Origin of the sequence: Gracilibacillus suaedae, from assembly GCF_017599345.1 — a bacterium.
Taxonomy (GTDB): Bacteria; Bacillota; Bacilli; order Bacillales; family Amphibacillaceae; genus Gracilibacillus; species Gracilibacillus suaedae.
Genome location: NZ_JAGFVL010000035.1, coordinates 79556 through 102752, shown reverse-complemented (window position 1 = coordinate 102752; position 23197 = coordinate 79556). Strand labels below are relative to the sequence as shown.

The 23197-nt window shown below is 35.9% G+C and carries 23 protein-coding genes; 22 read left to right on the top strand and 1 reads right to left on the bottom strand.

Translation table 11 applies throughout. From position 1 onward, the window contains the following. Positions 1–171: 171 nt before the first annotated feature. From mraZ to sigG, 18 genes are all read left to right on the top strand, one after another. On the top strand, positions 172–603 hold the full coding sequence (mraZ, locus tag J5J03_RS10250; RefSeq protein ID WP_018932776.1) for a division/cell wall cluster transcriptional repressor MraZ: 432 nt from the start codon (positions 172–174) through the stop codon (positions 601–603). A gap of 26 nt (positions 604–629) precedes the next feature. Further along, on the top strand, positions 630–1589 hold the full coding sequence (gene rsmH, locus J5J03_RS10245) for a 16S rRNA (cytosine(1402)-N(4))-methyltransferase RsmH (RefSeq protein ID WP_208589336.1): 960 nt from the start codon (positions 630–632) through the stop codon (positions 1587–1589). A 15-nt stretch (positions 1590–1604) separates the two neighbouring features. Next, complete coding sequence (gene ftsL / locus J5J03_RS10240; RefSeq protein ID WP_208589335.1) at positions 1605–1985, top strand: cell division protein FtsL; 381 nt, start codon at positions 1605–1607, stop codon at positions 1983–1985. A 9-nt stretch (positions 1986–1994) separates the two neighbouring features. Beyond that, positions 1995–4196, top strand: coding sequence for a penicillin-binding transpeptidase domain-containing protein (locus J5J03_RS10235; protein ID WP_208589334.1), 2202 nt, complete (start codon positions 1995–1997; stop codon positions 4194–4196). 84 nt (positions 4197–4280) lie between these two features. Continuing rightward, positions 4281–6206, top strand: a complete 1926-nt coding sequence (locus J5J03_RS10230) for a stage V sporulation protein D (protein WP_208589333.1) — start codon at positions 4281–4283, stop codon at positions 6204–6206. 225 nt (positions 6207–6431) lie between these two features. Next, positions 6432–7889 (top strand): UDP-N-acetylmuramoyl-L-alanyl-D-glutamate--2,6-diaminopimelate ligase, encoded by a 1458-nt coding sequence (locus J5J03_RS10225; RefSeq protein ID WP_208589332.1) that lies wholly within the window; start codon positions 6432–6434, stop codon positions 7887–7889. A 46-nt stretch (positions 7890–7935) separates the two neighbouring features. Further along, the gene (gene mraY, locus J5J03_RS10220; protein ID WP_208589331.1) at positions 7936–8922 is read left to right on the top strand and encodes a phospho-N-acetylmuramoyl-pentapeptide-transferase; all 987 of its coding nucleotides are present in this window, start codon (positions 7936–7938) and stop codon (positions 8920–8922) included. Beyond that, positions 8919–10265: a UDP-N-acetylmuramoyl-L-alanine--D-glutamate ligase gene (murD, locus tag J5J03_RS10215; protein ID WP_208589329.1), complete on the top strand. Its 1347-nt coding sequence runs from the start codon at positions 8919–8921 to the stop codon at positions 10263–10265. Before mraY ends, murD begins: the two co-directional genes overlap by 4 nt. 102 nt (positions 10266–10367) lie before the next feature. After that, on the top strand, positions 10368–11462 hold the full coding sequence (spoVE, locus tag J5J03_RS10210; protein ID WP_208589472.1) for a stage V sporulation protein E: 1095 nt from the start codon (positions 10368–10370) through the stop codon (positions 11460–11462). A 109-nt stretch (positions 11463–11571) separates the two neighbouring features. After that, positions 11572–12363, top strand: a complete 792-nt coding sequence (locus tag J5J03_RS10205; protein WP_208589327.1) for a cell division protein FtsQ/DivIB — start codon at positions 11572–11574, stop codon at positions 12361–12363. Continuing rightward, positions 12353–13039 (top strand): DUF881 domain-containing protein, encoded by a 687-nt coding sequence (locus J5J03_RS10200; RefSeq protein WP_208589325.1) that lies wholly within the window; start codon positions 12353–12355, stop codon positions 13037–13039. The genes J5J03_RS10205 and J5J03_RS10200 overlap by 11 nt, the downstream gene beginning before the upstream one ends. 4 nt (positions 13040–13043) lie before the next feature. Then, complete coding sequence (locus tag J5J03_RS10195; RefSeq protein ID WP_208589312.1) at positions 13044–13769, top strand: DUF881 domain-containing protein; 726 nt, start codon at positions 13044–13046, stop codon at positions 13767–13769. Beyond that, positions 13769–14137, top strand: a complete 369-nt coding sequence (locus tag J5J03_RS10190) for a small basic family protein (protein WP_208589311.1) — start codon at positions 13769–13771, stop codon at positions 14135–14137. The genes J5J03_RS10195 and J5J03_RS10190 overlap by 1 nt, the downstream gene beginning before the upstream one ends. A gap of 137 nt (positions 14138–14274) precedes the next feature. Next, positions 14275–15579, top strand: coding sequence for a cell division protein FtsA (ftsA, locus tag J5J03_RS10185; protein WP_208589310.1), 1305 nt, complete (start codon positions 14275–14277; stop codon positions 15577–15579). A gap of 68 nt (positions 15580–15647) precedes the next feature. Then, a complete protein-coding gene (gene ftsZ / locus J5J03_RS10180) occupies positions 15648–16787 on the top strand; it encodes a cell division protein FtsZ (protein ID WP_153835406.1) in 1140 nt (379 codons plus the stop codon). 635 nt (positions 16788–17422) lie between these two features. Beyond that, positions 17423–18316, top strand: a complete 894-nt coding sequence (gene spoIIGA, locus J5J03_RS10175; RefSeq protein ID WP_231710684.1) for a sigma-E processing peptidase SpoIIGA — start codon at positions 17423–17425, stop codon at positions 18314–18316. 27 nt (positions 18317–18343) lie between these two features. After that, positions 18344–19063 (top strand): RNA polymerase sporulation sigma factor SigE, encoded by a 720-nt coding sequence (gene sigE, locus J5J03_RS10170; protein WP_153837044.1) that lies wholly within the window; start codon positions 18344–18346, stop codon positions 19061–19063. A 92-nt stretch (positions 19064–19155) separates the two neighbouring features. Next, positions 19156–19935 (top strand): RNA polymerase sporulation sigma factor SigG, encoded by a 780-nt coding sequence (gene sigG, locus J5J03_RS10165; protein WP_208589309.1) that lies wholly within the window; start codon positions 19156–19158, stop codon positions 19933–19935. A gap of 646 nt (positions 19936–20581) precedes the next feature. On the opposite strand, the gene J5J03_RS10160 is transcribed toward sigG, so the two are convergent. After that, positions 20582–20764, bottom strand: coding sequence for a YfhD family protein (locus J5J03_RS10160; protein WP_407927829.1), 183 nt, complete (start codon positions 20762–20764; stop codon positions 20582–20584). Positions 20765–20886: 122 nt separating this feature from the next. Between J5J03_RS10160 and J5J03_RS10155 the strand changes: the two genes are divergently transcribed. From J5J03_RS10155 to J5J03_RS10140, 4 genes are all read left to right on the top strand, one after another. Further along, the gene (locus tag J5J03_RS10155; RefSeq protein WP_208589306.1) at positions 20887–21180 is read left to right on the top strand and encodes a YlmC/YmxH family sporulation protein; all 294 of its coding nucleotides are present in this window, start codon (positions 20887–20889) and stop codon (positions 21178–21180) included. A gap of 63 nt (positions 21181–21243) precedes the next feature. After that, positions 21244–22044, top strand: a complete 801-nt coding sequence (gene pgeF / locus J5J03_RS10150) for a peptidoglycan editing factor PgeF (RefSeq protein ID WP_208589303.1) — start codon at positions 21244–21246, stop codon at positions 22042–22044. 22 nt (positions 22045–22066) lie between these two features. After that, a complete protein-coding gene (locus J5J03_RS10145; protein WP_208589299.1) occupies positions 22067–22747 on the top strand; it encodes a YggS family pyridoxal phosphate-dependent enzyme in 681 nt (226 codons plus the stop codon). A gap of 12 nt (positions 22748–22759) precedes the next feature. Then, positions 22760–23194, top strand: coding sequence for a cell division protein SepF (locus J5J03_RS10140; RefSeq protein WP_208589296.1), 435 nt, complete (start codon positions 22760–22762; stop codon positions 23192–23194). Positions 23195–23197 lie beyond the last annotated feature (3 nt).

The following is a 23197-nucleotide window of genomic DNA, read 5'->3' as shown; positions in this document are numbered from 1 at the left end:
GGTAATTGGTCGATAAAGCCAATTACCTTTTTTATATTTTTTTACACACGAATTCCAGCTATTGTAGCAAAAAAAGTACCTTTACAAAAAAATGGTTAGTTTTTTTAAAGATTTAGTGGTGAAAAGTGGGGGAATGTGGTACGATAAGGGTAGAAAGTGGGGTGCCTGGATATGTTCATGGGAGAATATCAACATAACATTGATACAAAAGGACGTATAATTGTACCTTCTAAGTTCAGAGATGGACTTGGTGAGCAGTTTGTCGTTACCCGTGGTTTGGATCAATGTTTGTTTGCATACCCGATGAATGAATGGCACCAGTTGGAAGAAAAATTGAAAAAATTACCGTTAACTAAAAAAGATGCCCGAGCATTTACCCGTTTTTTCTTTTCTGGCGCAGTTGAATGTGAACTAGATAAGCAGGGAAGAATAAATATACCTGCTCCACTTCGTAAATATGCAGGAATTGAGAAAGAATGTGCAGTGATCGGTGTATCAAACAGAGTAGAATTCTGGGCAGAAGATAAATGGAATGAATTTGTAGATGTATCGGAAGAATCATTTGCAGAAATTGCAGAAAATATGATGGATTTTGATTTGTAAAGACAACAAGAAATAGAGGTGACTTCATGTTTGGACATTATACGGTATTAAAAAAAGAAACGGTCAATGGTCTCGATATCAATCCAAATGGCATTTATGTTGATTGCACATTAGGCGGTGGCGGACACTCCGGGTATTTATTAGAACAGCTGAATGAGAAAGGCAAATTAATCGCATTTGATCAAGATCAAGACGCTATTGATGCTGCTAAAGAAAGATTGAATGATCGACTTGACCAAGTCACCTTGATACAACGGAATTTTCGTCATTTAAGTGAAGAATTAGAAAAATTGCAAATAAGAGAAGTGAATGGTGTTTTGTTTGATTTAGGTGTCTCCTCTCCGCAATTAGATAGAGGGGAACGAGGTTTTAGCTATCAGCATGATGCGCCATTAGATATGCGAATGGATCAAAACAGTGAATTAAATGCATTTGAAATAGTGAATAAATGGCCATATGAAGATCTTGTATCGATTTTCTTTAAGTATGGTGAAGAGAAGTTTTCCAAACAAATTGCGCGCACTATAGAAGCAGAAAGAGCGAAAAAAACAATAGACACTACGTTTGAATTAGTGGACATTATTAAAGAAGCAATACCTGCTCCCGCTAGAAGAAAAGGCGGACATCCTGCCAAACGAATTTTTCAGGCGATACGCATAGCTGTTAATGATGAATTGAAAGCTTTTGAAGATGCGTTATATCAAGCAGGTAGATCTCTTTCGATAGGTGGACGTATTTCGGTTATTACCTTTCACTCGCTAGAAGATCGAATTTGTAAGCAAACATTTAAAACATGGAGTACAACTCCTCCTGTACCAAAGAATATTCCAGTTATACCAGAGGAATTTAAACCGCCGTTTCGTCTAGTTAATCGAAAACCAATTTTACCATCAGAGAATGAATTGGCTGAAAATCGACGTTCAAGGTCAGCTAAGTTGAGAGTGATTGAAAAAGTAAAGGATTGGAATGAAGAAAATATAAAATAGAAGGGTGGCAAATCCATGAGTAGTCAACACGCAAGAGCTTATTACACACATGATCAAGTAAGAGAACAAGTTCAACAACCAAATGTAGTCAGAAAAAAAGTAAAGGTACAGAAGCGCTGGGTAACTCGCGGTGAAAAAATGATGTATTCTTTCTTTGCTGTCATATTTCTTAGTATTTCTGCTTACTTGGTTAGCTATAGTTCTTCGCTAGATCAATTAAATCGTGAGGTGGAATCGTTAAATACACAAATTCAACAGCAAACTGTACATAACGAGAACCTTGCTTTTAAACAAAAAGAATTAAGCCAACCTGAACGGATTATTGAAAATGCCAAAAAACATGGTCTGGAAGTTCAAAACACCCAAGTGAAACGAGCAACAGACTTAGTAGAATAGGTGTTAAAGATGAAAAGTAGAACAACTGAAATCATGCCAATTGTTTGGATTGTTATATTTACTACCTTTTTTCTTGTCATAGCTGGAAGGTTTTTGTATATTCAAGTATCTGGAGAAGTATCTGGAGTTTCCATTCAGGAATTGGCTGATGAGAAAAGAACCAATCACTATAGTATTCCCGCAAGTAGAGGGACAATTTACGACCGTAATGGAATGGCACTAGCTCAAGAACATGTGGTGTACCGTTTATATGCTATTGTTGATGAGTCACATACTACCAATCCTCTGCATCCTAAACATGTTAAAGATGTTGACAAAACTGCCAAGAAACTAGCACCTATATTAGAAATGGAAGAAAGTGAAATAGCGGAGCGTTTGAATGATGGTATTAATAATGAAAGATTCCAAGTAGAATTTGGTTCTAATGCCAGAGAGTTGAATCAGGAGCAAAAAGAAGAAATTGAAGCTTTAGAATTACCTGGTATTAATTTTATGGAAGAACCAATCCGTTTCTATCCGAACGGGAAGTTTGCTTCACATACAATCGGATTAACGGATAAACAAGATGATCAAATCATCGGAATTAATGGTGTGGAAGGGCTCATGAATGATTTGCTCACTGGAGTCAATGGATCGATTTCGTATCAACGTGATAAATTTAATATGAAACTATTAGATCCTAAAGAGGTAATTAATGAGCCAGATAATGGCGATGATGTGTACCTAACACTTGATCAGAAAATTCAAACATTGGTTGAAGATGCATTATCAGAGGTAGAAGAGGAGTATGATCCTGATAGAATGACGGCTGTTGTCATGAATGCCAAGACAGGAGAAATACTTGCTCTTAGTAACAGACCGAGTTATAACCCTAATAGCATTGGTGAAGTAGAGAATTGGTATAATGATGTTATTGCCACACCTTTCGAACCTGGTTCCACGATGAAAGTATTTACATTAGCCTCAGCGATTGAAGAAGGTGTCTGGAATCCTGATGAAAAATTTAAATCAGGGACATACAAAGCCGGTGATAGGACTATTGGAGATCATAATGGACGGAGGGGCTGGGGTAAGATTAGCTATTTGGAAGGAATTCAACGTTCTTCCAACGTGGGTGCCGCAAAACTAGCCTATGAAAAAATAGGACCTGAGAGATTTTTAGATTATTTGCAAGCTTTTGATTTTGATCAAAAAACAGGGATTGACTTACCTGGTGAAGTTGCAGGCGAAATACTTTATAATTGGGAAAGTGAAAAGGTAACTACTGCATTTGGTCAAGGAACTACTACAACACCAATACAATTGATGAAAGCAGCAACTACCATTACAAATGAAGGTAAAATGTTAAAACCATATATCATTGATAAAACAGTAGATCATGATACAAATGAGGTGATTGTTGAGAATAAACCTGAAGTAGTAGGTGAACCAATCTCTTCTGAAACTGCGAAAAAAACGTTAGAGGTCCTAGAAACGGTTATTACTTCTGAAAATGGGACAGGCCATAACATTTATAATTTAAACGATTATACCGTTGCAGGTAAAACAGGTACTGCCAACTTTGTAGATCCTGAAACAGGCAAATATAAAACAGGAAGAAATAGTTACACCTTTTCTTTCTTAGGCATGGCACCTGCAGAAGACCCAGAGTTAATTATGTATGTATCTGTCAAAGAGCCGAACTTAGATGTGACAGAATCAGGTTCAGCACCCGTTTCTTTTGTCTTTAAAAATGTAATGGAAAATAGTTTACGCTATTTAAATATCGAACCGGACAAAGATGCAACAGAGCCAATCGAAGTAGTGGAGATTCCCGAATGGGAAGGTAAACAAACAGATTCATATCTAAATAAATTGAAAGATTTAGGTGTGGAGCCAATTGTTATCGGTGATGGTGAAAAGATCAAGAAAGTAAACATGCAACCAGGTACAAAGATAACAGCAAGGCAAACAGTTATGGTGGCAACAGATAATATGAAAATGCCGGATTTAACGGGATGGTCATTTAGAGATGTCTTATCTTTGCGAGAATTTTTAGATCTAGATTTAGAGTGGATGGGAAATGGTTATGTTAAGAAACAGAGTATTGAGAAAGGGTCGTCTCTTAACGAAAAAGATTATTTAATGGTTGAACTGGAAGAACCAGATGTACCCGAAGATCAGGAAAATGCATCAGATGAATCTGATGATGAAGCGACCGAAGAAGAATAGTAAACAATCATACACAGTGTTCTATTCAGCCTTTCACAAACATATATTGGGACAAACAGTTTCTTGAACTAAAGGAGATATGTCATGAAACAGATAACCAATATTAAGGTGCAACGCAGAATAGTCGCTGTGTTTCTTTTTGCATTAATCATTATGGGAGTTATTGTGGCAAGGTTAGGATATGTGCAATTTATCTGGTCTGATTTTCTAATTGCCGAGGCAGAAGATTTGTGGAGCAGAGATATTGTTTTTGAGCCAGAAAGAGGGAAGATTATTGACACTAACGAAGAAGTTTTAGCGGAGAATGTTTCTGCTCCTACTGTTATGGTCGTGCCAAGACAAGTAACAGAACCAGAACAAACAGCCAGACAGCTAGCAAATGTACTGAATATGTCTTATGAAGATGTATTAGAAGCTATTCATAAAAATGAACGGATTGTGATATTGCAGCCAGAAGGACGGAAAATATCGGAAGACAAAGCAATGGCCGTTCAAACGTTAGATTTAGAAGGAATTTATATTGCAGAGGATTCCATCAGGCACTATCCCAATGGCGCTTATTTGTCACATGTACTTGGATTTAGTGGCATTGATAACCAAGGATTAACGGGCATTGAATTAATGTATGAAGACATGTTAAGTGGAACAGAAGGCAGTTTATCCTTTTACAGTGATGCAAAAGGAAAAAGAATGCCGCAAATGGCTGATAAATATACTCCTCCAGAAGATGGCTATGATCTTCAACTCACCATAGATAGCAGAGTCCAAACCATTATTGAGAGAGAATTAGATATAGCAGAAGAGAAATATAATCCAGATGGAGCTATAGCTATAGCTGTAAACCCAAAAGATGGCAGTGTCTTAGGTATGTCGTCAAGACCAAACTTTGATCCTGCCAATTATCAGGAAATCAGTGCTGAAGTATATAATCGAAATTTACCGATATGGAGCACCTATGAACCAGGGTCAACATTTAAGATTATTACACTAGCTGCTGCATTAGAAGAAGATATGGTAGATCTAGAAAACGATGAATATGTAGATGATGGGGATATTGAAGTTGGTGGCACAACCCTGCATTGTTGGAAAAAAGGGGGCCATGGACATCAAACATATTTAGAAGTGGTTCAAAATTCCTGTAACCCAGGTTTTATTACATTAGGACAAAAATTAGGTAAAGAAAAATTATTTTCTTATATTGATAATTTTGGTTTTGGTCAAAAAACGGGAATTGATTTACAAGGCGAAGCAAATGGTATCCTTTTTGATTTAGATAATGTTGGTCCTGTCGAATTAGCAACAACTGCTTTTGGTCAAGGTGTATCAGTTACTCCGATCCAACAAGTAATGGCTGTTTCAGCTGCAGTTAATGGTGGTTATCTTTACGAACCTCATGTTGCAAAAGCATTCCTCGATCCGGTGACGGGTGAAGCTGTAGATACAACCGACCCAGTTTTGAAAGATCGAGTTATATCTTCTGAAACATCTAAAGAAGTTCGTGAGGCGCTAGAATCGGTTGTAGCCTTAGGGACTGGTAGAAGTGCTTATGTAGATGGGTATCGAGTTGGTGGAAAGACAGGTACAGCTCAAAAAGTCGGTGAAGATGGCAATTATATGGAGAACAACCATATAGTATCTTTTATCGGTTTTGCACCTGCTAATGATCCTGAGATAGTAGTATATGTCGCAATTGACAATCCTAAAGATGTTGTTCAGTTTGGAGGTGTGGTAGCTGCTCCAATTGTAGGTACCGTTATTGAAGATAGTTTGCGAGCAATAGGTGTGGAAAAACAAGATGAGGGAATTGAAAAGGATTATGATTGGCCAGAATCTCCTCCAATTGAAGTTCCTGATCTGGTTGGTCTCAACAAAAATGAATTACAACAATATTTATTCTCACTTGAGGCTGATGTAGTAGGTAGTGGAGATTACATTATTGATCAAGCACCTGCTGCAGGAGAAAAAGTCCAAGAAGGAAGTAAAATCAGGCTTGTTTTAGGCAATAAATAGTTATAAATATTTATCGTAAAGTTCAAAAGTCTTTGGTATAATAATATAGTTGTTTATCACGTAACTAATTGTCTGTAACACCCCACTTTATACATCAATAAACATGGAGAAGCTAAGTGAAGGTTAATAAACGCTAACACCTTGATAAGTTTCGCTATTGATCAAGCCCCTATTGATCATAGTCTCACTTTATCAACAGTAATCCAAAAGAAAAAGGTGACTAATATGAATGCTAAAGATTTAATAAAAAATTTACCAGATTATCAATGTCAACAGGACCTTGATATGATTAATATAGAACATATAGAAATGGATCACAGACTTTTAGAGAAAGATTCTTTATTCGTATGTATCGAAGGGTATACCGTAGATGGTCATCAATTTGCGGAAGCTGCGGTAGATAATGGTGCAACTGTTATTGTAGCGGAAAAAAATCTCGATGTATCTGTACCTGTAGTTATCGTACCAGATACATCCAGGGCTTTAGCTCATTTAGCTAACATTTTTTATGACCATTCTTCCAATAAGTTAAAAGTTATTGGTGTTACTGGTACAAATGGAAAAACCTCGGTCACACATATTATCGATGAAATTCACCATTATGCTAACCAAAAGACAGCATTAATTGGAACGATTCAAATGATGATTGATGGAGAAAGGCATCCAGTAAAAAACACAACACCTGATGCTTTATTTTTGCAAAAAAACTTACATCAAATGGTCGAAAAGGGAATAGATGTGGCAACGATGGAAGTATCTTCCCACGCACTGGATTTGGGTAGAGTTCATGGAGTAGATTTCGATATCGCTGTATTTACTAATTTAAGTCAAGATCACCTTGATTATCATCTAACAATGGAAAACTACTTATACGCCAAAAGTTTATTATTTTCTCAGTTAGGTAATTCGTTGAAACATGAAAGACCAAAATATGCGGTTATTAATCAAGATGATGAACATGCTGACTTCTTAAAAAGAGTAACAGCTCAACCAGTATTAACCTATGGTATACAACAAAAAGCGTCTTTCCAAGCTATCAATGTAGAATTGATGGCTAATGGTGTTTCATTTATAATGAAAACACCAAAAGGAAATGTTCCAATCAAGAGTAAACTAATGGGAATGTTTAGTGTTTATAACCTATTAGCAGCGGCAACTGCGGCCTATGTATCGGGTATTGAATTAGAAAAAATACAACATGTGTTAAACCATACTTCAGGAGTTAAAGGACGTTTCCAACCAGTGGAACATAATCAAGACTTTGGTGTTATTATTGATTATGCACACACACCAGACTCTTTGGAAAATGTCTTGTCAACCATCAAGCGATTTTGTGCGGGAGATATACTTGTAGTAATTGGTTGCGGTGGAGATCGCGATCGTCGTAAAAGACCATTGATGGCAGAAGTTTCTTGCCGATATGCAGATCAAGCAATCTTTACATCTGATAATCCGCGTTCAGAATCCCCTCAAGCAATTATTGATGATATGGTGAAAGGTCTGAAGTATAGCAATTATCAAACAGTATTAGATCGTGAAGAAGCGATTAAACAAGCAATTGAACAGGCAAATGACAAAGATGTTGTCTTAATAGCTGGTAAAGGACATGAAACATATCAAATTGTTGGAGATAAAGTCTTAGAATTTGACGATGAACAAGTAGCAATCAAGTATTTGAATTAACAAGTTAAACTCGTAACACCCGGATAGAAGATTGGAGAGAACATGGATGAATGAATATACGTTTTTAATTACAGTAGCGATCGCCTTTTTAATTACTGTCCTACTATCCCCGATTTTAATTCCTTTTCTTAAAAGGTTAAAATTTGGACAAAGTATTAGAGAAGAAGGACCTCAGTCACACCAAAAAAAATCAGGCACGCCAACCATGGGTGGGGTTATGATTATACTAAGTATTTCGATAACAAGTATCATTGTCGTTAGCCGTGTTAACAATGGTGTTTTGGGCTATGAAGTCTTGTTGTTACTTTTAGTTTTGGTAGGGTTTGGCTTATTAGGTTTCCTTGATGATTTTATTAAAGTGGTATTAAAACGAAACTTAGGACTAACCTCTAAGCAAAAGTTATTAGGACAAATCGTAATTGCCATTATCTTTTATGTAGTATTACTGCAACAAGATTTTTCAACAAGTATTGCTGTACCAGGTACCAACATCTCATTTGACTTAGGCTGGTTATATCCTATTTTTATTGTAGTAATGTTAGTTGGTGCTTCGAATGCCGTCAATCTGACTGATGGACTAGATGGGCTATTGGCTGGAACAGCTGCTATTGCGTTTGGTGCATTTGCTATATTGGCTTGGTATGGTATCCCAAATTTGAGTGTAACATTATTTAGTTTATCTGTTGTAGGTGCATTATTGGGATTCTTAGTATTTAATGCACATCCTGCCAAAGTATTTATGGGAGATACTGGATCCTTGGCATTAGGTGGTGCTATTGCCGCTATTGCTATTCTTTTAAAGTTGGAAATTTTATTAGTTATCATTGGCGGTGTTTTTGTTTTAGAGACATTGTCCGTTATTATTCAGGTTATTTCTTTTAAAACAAGAGGAAAAAGAATCTTTTTAATGAGCCCACTGCACCACCACTATGAGTTAAAAGGTTGGTCTGAATGGCGAGTAGTGACCACGTTTTGGGCAATCGGTATATTATTTGCAATTTTAGGTATTTATATTGAGGTGTTGTCATCATGAGAAAATTAAAGAATTTCCCTTTTGCTAAAGTACTTGTGTTAGGTCTTGCTAAAAGTGGAACAGCTGTTGCGAGATTGTTAAATAGAAATGGTATAGAGGTAGTTGCCAATGATTTGAAAGCTCCGGAAGACGATGAAAATGTACAAACTCTCCGATGTCAAGGTGTTTCTGTAGTTGTTGGTGAACACCCTTTGTCATTGATTGAAGATGTCGATGCAATTATTAAAAATCCGGGTATTCCCTATGAAAATATTTTAATAGATAGTGCTATTAAGCAACAAATTCCTGTTTTAACAGAAATAGAATTAATACCGTACTTCGGTATTAATCAAATCGTTGGTATCACTGGTTCAAATGGGAAAACGACGACAACAACTTTAATCTTTGAAATGTTTAAAAAAGCAGATGCACCCGTTAGCTTAGCAGGGAATATTGGTCATGTTGCATCAGAAGTTGCTGAGCAAATGGATGATAAACAAACGATGATTGCTGAATTATCTTCCTTTCAATTATTAGGAATAGATACATTTAAACCTAAAATTGCCGTACTCCTTAATCTTTTTGAAGCACATTTAGATTATCATCATACTTTGGAACATTATCAAAATGCAAAAGCTAATATCTTTAAAAATCAAACAGAACATGATTATTTAGTTTATAATGCTGATGATCAACGTATTGTAAATTTAATTAAGCGTGCTGATGCTAACCTTGTTCCATTTAGCCGTAAAGCTGGAATAACGTACGGTACATACTGTGATGAAGAAGCAATATATTTCCGTGGAGAGAAAGTAATTGATTTAGCTTCTATAGTGTTAGTAGGAGAACATAACCTTGAGAATATTTTAGCTGCTGTTTCGGTTGCGAAACTCGAAGGTATTTCAAATCAAGTGATTGAAACTGTCCTTACAACATTTACAGGTGTAACACATCGTCTGCAATTTGTGAAAGAAGTTAACGGTCGAAAGTTTTATAATGATTCCAAAGCAACTAATATACTTGCAACAACTAAGGCATTATCAGCATTTAATCAATCGATCATATTGCTGGCAGGTGGTCTTGACCGCGGTAATGATTTTGATGAATTAAAGCCGTATATGTCCAACGTGAAGGCTCTTGTATTGTTTGGTGAAACAAGTCCAAAATTACGAAAAGTCGGAGAGGCTAGTGGAATTGAAAATATAGAATTGGTAGACACGATGAATCAAGCTGTTCAAAAAGCATATCAATTATCCAATAAAGAGGATGTTGTCTTATTATCGCCTGCTTGTGCAAGCTGGGATCAATATAAAACCTTTGAAGAAAGAGGCAACATGTTTATGGAATCTGTGCATAAATTATAATAGGGGCTTGTCTATTATAATAAGTGCAGACGATGTTGTATGAAAATATAACGAGCCCCTAATTCATTAATAGATTTGGGGGTTTTTTTCGTGCAACCGAAGATGAAAAGTCAACATACGCCGGATTATTTTTTGATTTGTGTGATCATTGCTATCTTATTGGTCGGAACAGTCATGGTTTATAGCGCCTCCTCAATTTGGGCTGAGTATAAATTCAATGATTCTTTCTATTTCTTAAAGCGACAGATACTTTTTGCTGGTGTAGGTGTAATTGCGATGATGGTTGTTTCTAACATTCCCTATTTTCAATGGATAAGGCACCGGAAATGGATTTTTATTGGGTCTCTAATCCTGTTAGTAGCTGTTTTAATTCCTGGGATCGGTATGGTTAGAGGTGGTGCAAGAAGTTGGATAGGAGTAGGTGCATTTAGTATTCAACCAGCAGAATTTATTAAGCTTGCGATGATTATGTTTTTAAGTGGTTTTCTAGTCAATCATCAGGATAAAATTACGGAATTCAAAAAAGGTTTTCTCCCACCACTTTCGATTTCGGTAATCGTTTTTCTAATTATTATGCTTCAGCCTGATTTAGGTACAGGTATGGTATTTCTGTTAACCTGCTTTCTTTTAATTTTCGTAGCAGGTGCCAAGATTATGCACTTTGTATTTTTAGCAGGTTTTGGTGTAATTGGTTTTCTGCTGCTTATTATCTCTGCTCCATACAGAATTAATCGGATCACAGCATTTCTCGATCCTTGGCAAGATCCTTTAGGGACAGGCTTTCAAATCATTCAGTCGTTGTACGCGATTGGACCTGGGGGATTATTAGGAGTTGGTTTCGGAAACAGTCTGCAAAAATATTTTTACCTACCGGAACCGCATAATGATTTTATTTTTGCAATTATTGCAGAGGAATTAGGATTTATTGGTGCAAGTTTTGTCATTGTACTTTTCTTTTTATTTATTTGGAGAGGAATATTAACGGCGATCCATGCACCAGATCTTTTTGCTAGATTATTAGCGGTTGGCATTGTTGGTATGATAGCTATTCAGGTCATGATTAATATCAGTGTTGTCATTGGTTTAATTCCGGTCACTGGAATAACATTACCATTCTTAAGCTATGGCGGTTCTTCTTTGACTTTGACTCTTTGTTCTGTCGGAATATTAATTAACATTAGTAAATATCGGCAATAAACTTGGGAGATTTGGATGATACCTAGAAAGTAATGACTATGATATAATCGAAATGAGACATGCATACAAAATTTAGTGAATGGATTATAGAAAAGGAAGTATAAAAAATATGGTACAAAAAAGGGTCGTTTCGATAGAAGATCGAATTCCAAAATTGAAACAAGAGCGTCGAAAAAAAGCAAACAGAAAACTGATTTTTTATTTGCTCATCTTTTTTGTATTAATTTTTATTGTGATTTATTTGCAATCACCCATGAGTTATGTGAAAAATATATCAGTAAATGGTTTGCAATGGCTGGAAAAAGAAGAAATAATAAACCAAAGTGAAATAGAAGAAAATGCAAATTTTTGGGGAGTACAAACGAAAGAGTTAGAAGAAAATATCGTTTCCCACCCTCAAATTAAAGAAGCTGATGTTTCGAAATCATTTCCGAACACGATCATTATGGATATAACTGAGTTAAGACATGTAGCATATGTTGAATTGAACGGAAAAATACAGCCACTTTTAGAAAATGGTGATCTGTTAGAAGAGGTTAATTCTTCCGATATAAATGGAGAAGCTCCCATTTTAAAAGGATTTAACGATAATCATTATTTGCAAGAAACAGCGGAAGAATTAGCCAATCTTTCTACATATGTTGCTGCATTAATCTCTGAAGTAAATTGGATTCCATCGGATTCCAATCCATATAAGATTCAACTATATATGACAGATGGTCAGGAAGTAGAGGCCTCGATTCGGAATTTATCTGGAAACCTGGACAGCTATCCTTCTATCGTAAGTCAGTTGGATCAGAGTGAGGCAGGTATCATTAAAATTGACGAAAGTGGAGCGGTATTTACTCCTTATGATGTAGATAAGGAAGAGGAGGAGATAGAAGAGGAAAATGAAGAGTAGACAATTAGTTTTTGCATTGGTCTTTCTCGTATCGGGTTTCTTGTTAACTTTTAGTTATCAACAAACTAAATCAACTGCTGAAATCGCAAAAGTCAATAATCAGGAATGGGAACGAGATTTTTATTATCGAAAACAATTAATCGATATGGAAGAAAAAAATAAACAGTTAAGATCTGAATTAACACAAATTCGTCAAGAAGTACAAGCAATAGAACAGGAAATTGGTGAGGAAGTTGATGTATTAAAAGATTTAGTAGCTACCAAATCTAATTTGCAAAAATTAACTGGTGAAATGTCAATTAGTGGTGAGGGAATTATGGTAACACTAAAAGATGCTAGCTTTATTCCAGCAGAAGACCATGCGAATCAACATATTGTTCATGACCGGCACATTCATCAAACAGTAAACGAATTATTTAGTGCTGGTGCAAAAGCAATAGCAATAAATGGACAGCGAATATATCGTAATAGTTACATATCTTGTATTGGGCCTGTTATATCTATTGACGGAAAATCATATCCTGCACCATTTGTGATTTCTGCAATTGGTGAGCAAGAAGTCCTTGATGTCAGTCTAAACCTTAGAAATGGGGTTATCGATCAGCTTGTTCAAGATAACATCGAAGTGACAATCGAGAAAAAATCTAATATAGAAATGTACGCAAAGGATATGTGACGGTATGAAAAATGTTTTTAATAAACAGAACGTTGCGATTGGAATAGTTTGTTTATTGGTCGGCTTAATGATTGCGATATTATTTAATACCAATCACCAAACTATTGATCGAGATACAAGAGATACTTGGGAGATTAGAACAGCACTGCTGGAAGAACAGAAGATTCAGCAAAATCTATACATGGAGATTGCAGAAGCTGAACAAACACTTCAAGAGTATCAAGAACAAACAGAACACCAGCAAATTGAATCATTAAAAAATTCGATCAATGAATTACGAGAACAAGCAGGATTAACAGAGAAAAGTGGACAAGGCATAACCGTTACATTAGAACCAATGTTTTTAGAAGAAGATTATCAGGAATATCCTGAAATAAATGCCGAGTTACTTCAACTATTAATTAACGAATTAAATGCAGCTGGCGCCACAGAAATGGCTATTGAAAGTCAACGAGTCATCAATATAACACCGATAAGAGATGTGAATGACAACATATATGTCAACAATAGTTCAATTGGAGAATTACCAACTAAAATACATGTTCTTACAAATGATTCGGAAGAAATAATAAACCATCTAGAAGTTAGTGAAATAGGTGACTACTTTGCGTTAGAAAATGTTACAATGAATCTATCTGAACAAAGTGATATTGTACTTCCAGAGTATGATGAGCAAATTGACTTACAAGATGTAGATATTGTTGATGTCCCAGAAGAAGGTGAAAGTTAATGTGGTTACCGGCACTCTTTTTAATAATTGGTTTATTATTAGGTTTTATGACAAATATGAGCATACCAGATGCCTATACCAATTATCTATCTATTGCAGTGTTGGCAGCTTTAGATACGCTATTTGGTGGTATCAGGGCCCAACTTGAGGCGAAATTTGACCAAAAAGTATTTATTTCTGGTTTTTTCTTCAATGTATTATTAGCTGCTTTTTTGGCCTTTATCGGGGTTCAGCTAGGCATTGACTTATATTTAGCAGCAATTTTCGCATTTGGAGTGAGATTATTCCAGAATTTAGCGATGATAAGAAGGCTCTTAATAGAAAAATATGAGTTGTATAGAGAAGTAAAAAAAGATACTAAATCATAATATTTAAGATTTTTCCGGTAAATTTACATATATTCATGTAAAAATATTGTTTTTTTTATTATAATAGTGTTTAATACAGTTTATTATACTTATATGCAATGAGTCGTAGTTTAATGCATTGAAATAGGAGGTGCCTTATGGATAACGGTGAAATTCTAGTCAGCTTGGATATAGGTACATCAAAAATAAAGGTTATCATCGGAGAAATTCTTGGTGATTCTTTAAATGTGATTGGAGTTGGTACCGCTAAGTCTCTAGGTATGAAAAAAGGAGCAATCGTTGATATAGACGAGACTGTTCATTCAATCCGAACAGCAGTTGAACAAGCTGAACGCATGGTAGATATACATATTGATCAAGTTATAGTTGGAATTAATGGTAATCACGTACAATTACAACCATGTCATGGAGTAGTTGCAGTATCTAGTGATGATAAGGAAATATCAGAAGAGGATATTCATCGTGTATTGGACGCAGCACAGGTTATGTCCATACCACCTGAAAGGGAAATTGTTGATGTAATACCTAAGCAATTTATCGTCGACGGATTAGATGAGATTCGAGATCCCAGAGGAATGATTGGGGTTCGATTAGAAATGGAAGGTACGATTATTACATGTTCGAAGACGATGTTACATAATATATTGAAATGCGTTGAAAAAGCTGGTTTAAGTATTATGGATATTTGCTTGCAACCATTAGCAACAGGGGAAGTGGCTTTATCTCAAGACGAGAAAAATTTAGGAGTTGCATTACTTGATATAGGTGGAGGAAGCACAACTATTTCTGTTTTTGAAAATGATGGATTGGTAGCCACTAGTGTAATACCATTAGGTGGATATAATATTACGAAGGACTTATCTATCGGACTCCGCACATCATCAGAAGAAGCGGAGGATATTAAACTCGATCATGGACACGCCTTCTTTAATGATGCTAATGAAGAGGAAACATTTGAAGTGAATATCATTGGTAGTAATCAAAGGCAAATGTATAATCAGCTAGATTTAACAGAAATAATCGAAGCTAGATTAGAAGAAATATTAGTATATAGCGCGCGTGAAATTCAAAAAATGGGATATGATGAAATTCCTGGTGGTTTAGTGCTTACAGGTGGTACGATGAGTATGCCAGGGGCTGCTGATTTAGCACAAGATATTTACCAAAGTAATGTTCGAATCGCAATTCCTGATTATATTGGGGTTCGTGAACCTCAATTTACAGCAGGCATTGGTATCTTGAAATTTGCGTACAAGAATGCGAAAATACAAGGGAAAGAGTTTTCAGATGCAGTAACTGAACAACGAGAGCAAGCACATCAGGTAGATATGGAAAAACCTAAGCCAAAACCAAAACGAACAAAGAAAACAACAAATAAACAAAATGTGAAAGAAAAGAAAGAACCTAAACTAGCAAACTTCTTCAAATATTTCTTTGATTAAGAATATTGGGGTAAATCAAGACGAGGAAAAAGACAGACTATTAATCTAGCAAAATGGGAGGAAATGGTATGTTAGACTTTGATACGAACATGGATCAACTAGCTACGATAAAAGTAATCGGTGTAGGCGGTGGTGGAAGCAACGCTGTTAACCGAATGATAGAGCACGGTGTGCAAGGCGTAGAATTTATTGCAGTGAATACAGATGCACAAGCATTAAATCTTTCTAAAGCAGAAGTTAAAATGCAAATTGGTACAAAATTAACACGAGGATTGGGCGCAGGTGCAAACCCAGAGGTAGGAAGAAAAGCTGCGGAAGAAAGCAAGGAACAAATTGAAGAAATACTTAAAGGTTCTGATATGGTCTTTGTTACAGCTGGTATGGGCGGTGGAACAGGGACAGGAGCTGCTCCTGTTATTGCCCAAGTAGCCAAAGAATTAGGGGCATTAACAGTAGGGGTAGTTACTCGCCCATTTACTTTTGAAGGAAGAAAACGAGCAACTCAAGCGGTTTCAGGTATTGATGGATTAAAAAGCAGTGTAGATACACTAATTGTAATTCCTAATGACCGATTACTAGAAATAATTGATAAAAATACACCTATGCTAGAAGCATTCCGAGAAGCAGATAATGTGTTACGACAAGGTGTACAAGGTATTTCAGATTTAATTGCAACACCTGGATTAATAAACGTCGACTTTGCCGATGTGAAAACTATCATGGCTGATAAAGGTTCGGCACTAATGGGTATCGGTGTAGCTACAGGTGAAAGTCGTGCAGCTGAGGCTGCTAAGAAGGCTATTTCATCTCCGCTACTGGAAACTTCTATTGATGGAGCGCATGGTGTATTAATGAACATAACCGGTGGAACTAATTTAAGCTTATATGAAGTTCAAGAGGCAGCAGACATTGTAACTTCGGCGGCAGATCAAGAAGTGAATGTCATTTTCGGTTCCGTAATCAACGAAGATTTGAAGGATGAAATTGTTGTAACTGTCATCGCGACCGGCTTTGATGAATCACAAATCAAAAATGCACAAAATAAACCTAAATCTGTTTTACAAGCTAGCTCTCCTAAGAGAGAAAAGCAGCAGCCAGAAAAAACACAAGAACCTAGTCCATCATCTTCTTCCAGTTCAAGACCAAAGCAAGAAGAAGATACATTAGATATACCAACATTTTTAAGAAATCGTAATCGAAGAAGATAATTAAATATCCTTTATATCAACAGTGACTGGGACACTGACAAAAACACGAACAATTTATTGTTCGTGTTTTTTAGTGGATGCGTATTTCTTTTCTATGGAAGAGCTCATCTTGCTCCAAGGAAAAAGTTCTTGCTTCCTTGCATAGTACGATTATATCCTAAGTGCGGACATTTGTTCCGTTATTTGTGACAAAATTTCCGTTTTTGAGGGGGTTGTGGACATCTATTCCGCTATTCATCAAAAATAGTGCTAATTTAATCCGAAATGAACCGAATAAAGGATTAAATGTCCGCCAACACCGTCAATGGGCAGTTATTTCGCCAACTAACGTACTAAATGTCCGCTCAGGCTACGTTATACCATAAAGCAGATCATAATGGTTATGTGCATTTTTTACAAAGTAGTGTTGTAATATTTTGAAGTATAGTCAAATAGGTTTGTGCTTTCATATGATCGTTAGAATCCCCCTTACATTACCCTCATTTAAATGTCTCTTCAGTAATTCAACATTTTTATGTGTTTTTTCTGAAAACTAGATGATTTTTGCATACAAACTGTGACAGACTTCTTTCTTTCTTTTCTTTATACTAAATAGACAAGTAAAGCTTATTTCATATTAGCTGGAGAGGAAGGACATGGTGGTTGTTTATGTAGAAATCGTATGGCTGCTCAATTTCATGATAGACTGGATGATTCTATTACTAACTCAATCAATTACAAAACACATAACCAAATGGTATCGATTAATAATAGCCAGTTTTTTTGGTTCATTAATAGTACCAATATCCTTCATTTTTCCAACGTTTCCGATTGATTCATGGATATTAAAAATAGTACATTCACTTATTATAATTTGGATTGCTTTTGGCTTTCAAAATGTTGCTATCTATTTCAAATTACTTTGTTCATTTTATTTTATGACATTTTCAATAGGTGGTGGCTTATTTGCCATTCACTTTTTATTTTCAACTGAAGATTATTTTTCAAGTCCAGGTCTAGCAAATGATGAAATACATGGTTTATTTGTTTTAATTGGATTTCCTATCATCTTTTTCTTTACAAAATACCGAATGGACAAGCACAAAATGCAGCAGTTCCAACAAGAGTTTTACTATCGTGTAACGATTAAGTGGAGAGGTAAACAGGTAGAAACAACTGGATATTTGGATAGTGGAAACCATTTAGTAGATCCGTTTACCCAGACGCCTGTCATTATTGTTGACCAAACCATCCTTGGGCATTGGTTTGATGAAGAAGAAATGATGGAACTGCAAACATCCGCTCAGAATTTGATGGAAGGTGAAATACTCGATTCTACTTCGAACACTTTTCGAATATTACCTTTTCAAGGAGTAAGTGGACAACATGATTTTATGTTGGCTTTTAAACCGGATTTACTTGAAATACATATGAAAGATGTTCCACTGGCAAACAAGAAGGTTTTAATAGGAATTCAATTTGGGAACTTAGTGGCTGACAACAGTTATCATTGTTTATTACACCCTAAACTTTTTCAGCAGACAGGGTGACATTATAAAGGATAAGGAGTGGAAGGAATGCTAATCGTACAACAAAAATATAAAATGATTTTTTACAAAATTCTGAAGAAAATGGGCTTTAAAGTAGACGAAATTTACTACATTGGGGGAAGCGAAGCATTACCACCACCACTATCTAAAGAAGAGGAATATGAATTAATTCATCGACTTCCAGTAGGTGATAAAGCTGCAAGGGCAATGTTAATCGAAAGAAACTTACGCCTTGTTGTTTATATTGCTCGGAAATTTGAAAATACGGGTATTAATATTGAAGATTTAATCAGTATTGGAACAATTGGTTTAATCAAAGCGATTAATACCTTTAATCCCGAAAAGAAAATTAAACTAGCGACATATGCGTCAAGATGTATTGAAAATGAGATATTAATGTATCTTCGGAAAAATAACAAAATAAAAACGGAGGTTTCGTTTGATGAACCGTTAAATGTGGATTGGGATGGCAATGAACTATTACTATCAGATGTGTTAGGTACGGATGAAGATGTGACATTTAAAGATTTGGAACAGAGCATTGATAAAACATTATTACGAAAAGCGTTAGATCAATTAAATGGAAGAGAAAGACAAATTATGGAGTTAAGATTTGGGCTTGTGGATAAGGAAGAAATGACACAAAAAGATGTTGCCGATTTACTTGGTATCTCGCAATCCTACATTTCACGACTGGAGAAAAAGATTATTAAAAGGCTGCAAAAAGAGTTTAATAAAATGGTCTGAAAACACAAATGGTAAATGATGGATGATGCATAAAAACCTCCTGATTGGTGATACTGATTTTTGAGAAGGATCTCCAATTGGGAGGGTATTAAATGACAAGACATAAAGTAGAAATTTGTGGGGTAGATACAGCAACCTTACCAGTATTAAAGAATGATGAAATGCGAATTTTATTTAAGGCTATGCAGAATGGGGATCAATCTGCAAGAGAGAAATTAGTTAATGGCAATTTAAGATTAGTACTTAGTGTTATTCAACGTTTTTCTAATCGCGGGGAGTACGGTGATGATTTATTTCAAGTCGGTTGTATCGGTTTATTAAAATCGATTGATAATTTTGACTTAAGTCAAAATGTAAAATTCTCCACCTATGCTGTCCCAATGATTATCGGTGAGATTAGAAGGTATTTACGCGATAATAATCCGATAAGAGTATCCAGGTCATTACGAGATATTGCTTATAAAGCGCTACATGCAAGAGAGAAATTATTAAACAAAACGTCAAAAGATCCTTCTCCTATGGAAATTGCAGAAGAATTAGATGTACCAGTTACTGATGTAATTTTTGCTCTTGATGCAATTCAAGACCCTGTCTCGTTATTTGAGCCTATTTTTAATGATGGCGGTGACCCTATTTATGTAATGGACCAAGTTAGTGATGATAATGTGAAAGATAATGACTGGATTAATCATTTATCGATAAAAGAAGGTATGCATCGGTTAAATAAACGTGAAAAAATGATACTTAACAAGCGTTTCTTTCAAGGGAAAACACAAATGGAAGTAGCTGAAGAAATTGGTATTTCACAGGCTCAAGTGTCACGATTAGAAAAAGCAGCAATTAAAGAAATGAATAAAGAAATGTTTGAATAATAATAGGAGCAAAACCATAGTGGTTTTGCTCCTATTATGCATTAAAAACAATCTCTACCTTCTTCGCACTTGATACAAACTGCGAAGTAATGAAAATTCTGTTTAGTAGCTTACTTCCATTCTTCTGAAATTAAGTGCTCATTCGCCGCTGCGGAAAAACACTTCCTTTCCGGGGGCACGGCCTCAGCTAACTTGGTGAAGAAAATCACTGCACCAAGTGGATCTTCGGCTCGCGCTGTTCCCCCAGGAGTGTCGCATTTTTCCGCAGCTTAGTGTGAATCTCTTATCAAGTAAGAAGAAATTCACAGAAAATATTCCCAAAAGTTCTCTTCTTTCGAAAATTAGAACAATACGCTTAGCGGAGGCAGAATACGGAGACTCCTATCGGAACTCACGCGAGCCTGAAGACCCCGTGATGCACCTGTGTCTTCTAGTAACGATTCGAAGTAAGCTTCCGCGGTGCAAGGGATCAAGGAAGATATTTCACCGTAGTTCCCTGGCTGAGTCCGTGCCCATGGAAAGCAGTATTCTGTCGGAGCGGATGACATCATTCAGCTCTAATTAGAATGAAAAAAGTAGATCCATATAAGAATTACTTGTAGTTTATGTATATTGTGTACTTTATTATAAAAGAAGCGATGTGGTTTCATCGCTTCTTGGCTCTTTTGTCTGCTCTTTCGCCTCGTTCTTTTGCTTCTAAATCGTCTGCATCGGCGAGTTCATTGGAGAATTCCACATCAATTCCATCCGTTTTTTCCATTTTGGGCGTCTGTGCTAATGGATTTCTCGTAGTATTTTTTTTATGTTCATCTCTACCCAATTTAGTCACTCCTTCACTAACTGAATTATTTTTAGTGTGTGCCAATACCAATAGAACATGAGCGAATTTTATTGTCATAAACACCATATTTTTTAAGTCAAGACATATATTGATATAAAGGAGGGAGCGAAATGATAACATTATCTGCTTTACAAATGAAAGATATTGTGTATATTGAAGATGGAACTAAAATAGGGAGTTTAACGGATATAGAGATAAATGTAGATATGGGTAAAATCACTAATTTAGTAGTAGCAACAAAAACAAAAACATTTGGAGTTTTTGGAGAGTCACGGGAAATTATCATTCCATGGGAATATGTTATGAAAATCGGACATGATGTAATTTTGGTGAAAAAGAACGGACATTACCCAACTCTTCAAGTTCAAGATAACGAGGATTCTTCATCCACTTATCAGCAATAAACGACATGGAACTGTATTGCTACGCTAAAATATGATAAAATAATTTAAAATAGGAGGGGTATGATGACGGAACCCTTTATGCAGCTTGAAGATGAAGGAATATTATGGATTAAACCATGGATGAGAAATAACTCCAACATTGTAGCCGGTTTTACAACACGTGAGGGCGGTATTAGTCATCCCCCATACCAAAGTAATAACCTAGGCTTTCATGTGGGGGATAATCCAAGCGATGTATTACAAAATCGAAAATACGTAGCGGAAACTATCTCATTTCCATTAGAAAAGTGGGTAATGGCAGACCAAGTACATGGTAATCATGTGCAGTTCATTCAATCCAAAGATAGTGGTAATGGAGCGTTCTCCAGAGATGATGCAATACTAGAAACAGATGGTTTAATGACAACGGAGAAACATGTGTTGTGTACTGCATTGTTTGCAGATTGTGTTCCATTATTTTTCGCAGACAGAAAGCAAGGAATCGTTGCTATTTCACATGCTGGTTGGAAAGGGACTGTTTCCAATATTGCCAAAAAAACAATCGATCATTTTAAACAATTATCTTCTGACGCAAAAGATATCGAAGTTGTGATTGGACCAAGTATTTGTGGCTCATGTTATCAAGTAAATGACCATGTTATTCAGCATATTGATGCAAAATATGTTGATTCTTATCAAGGGTCAGATGACCAATACCAGTTAGATTTAAAATATTTAAACTATAGATTATTACTGGATGCTGGTGTTTCAGCTAATCATATACATATTTCAAAGTATTGCACATCACATCATTCATCATTTTTCTCTCACCGAAGAGACCACCACCCTACTGGCAGGATGATGGGTTTTATTGCATTAGTTTAACGGTGATGAAAGGAGCTTTAACATGACAGTAGCAGAAAATCTCACTCAAATACAGAAAAATATCAAATTTGCATGCGACAAAGCTGGACGAGATCCTCAAGATATCACCATTATTGGGGTAACAAAATATGTTACAATAGAAAGAGCTTTAGAAGCTGTTCATTCCGGTGTTCGCCATTTAGGTGAAAATCGGATGGAAGGATTTCTAGAGAAACACGAGAATATGGGTGAACAAGCAATTTGGCATTTTATTGGTACGTTACAATCCCGTAAAGTAAAAGACATTATTGATAAGATAGACTATATTCATTCATTAGACCGAAAATCATTAGCTAAGGAAATTAATAAACGGACAGACAATCCTGTTGATTGTTTTGTTCAAGTGAATGTAAGTGGCGAAGAATCGAAGCATGGACTGCAACCAGAAGAGGTTGAGTCGTTTATTGACACGTTACAAAACTATCCAAAGATTAGAGTAGTCGGATTAATGACGATGGCTCCGCATGTAGCTGATGAGCAGGTATTGCGCAATGTCTTCCGATCCTTACATAAGTTAAAGAATACTATTCAAGAAAGAGGATGGGAACATGCACCATGTCAGTATTTGTCTATGGGAATGAGTAATGATTATCATATTGCAATTGAAGAAGGTGCTACTCATATACGTATTGGTTCCAGTTTAGTGGGACCATATGAAGAATAGGGGTGATGAATGATGAGTATGAAGGGGAAGTTCCGTAATTTCTTCGGAATTGAAGATGAAGAGTATGAGATTATCGAAGAAGAATTAGAACAAGAGAATAAACCACAAACACGAAGTGAAAGAAAAGAAGAGAAAGCCAACGTTGTCAGTTTAAAATCCGTTCAAAAAAGTGCGAAAATGGTTTTATTTGAACCCAGATCATTCAATGAAGTACAAGATATTGCTGATCATGTTGTGAATCGGAGATCCGTTGTCATTAACCTGCAACGAGTGGATACACAACAAGCAAGACAAATAATTGATTTTATGAGTGGAACAGTTTATGCTGTATCTGGTCAAATTAAAAAGCTAGGTTCACAAACTTTTTTATGTACACCAGAAAACATTGAAATATCCGGAAATATTACGGAAATAATGGAAGAAACAGATCCAGAACAAAGGTGGTAATGA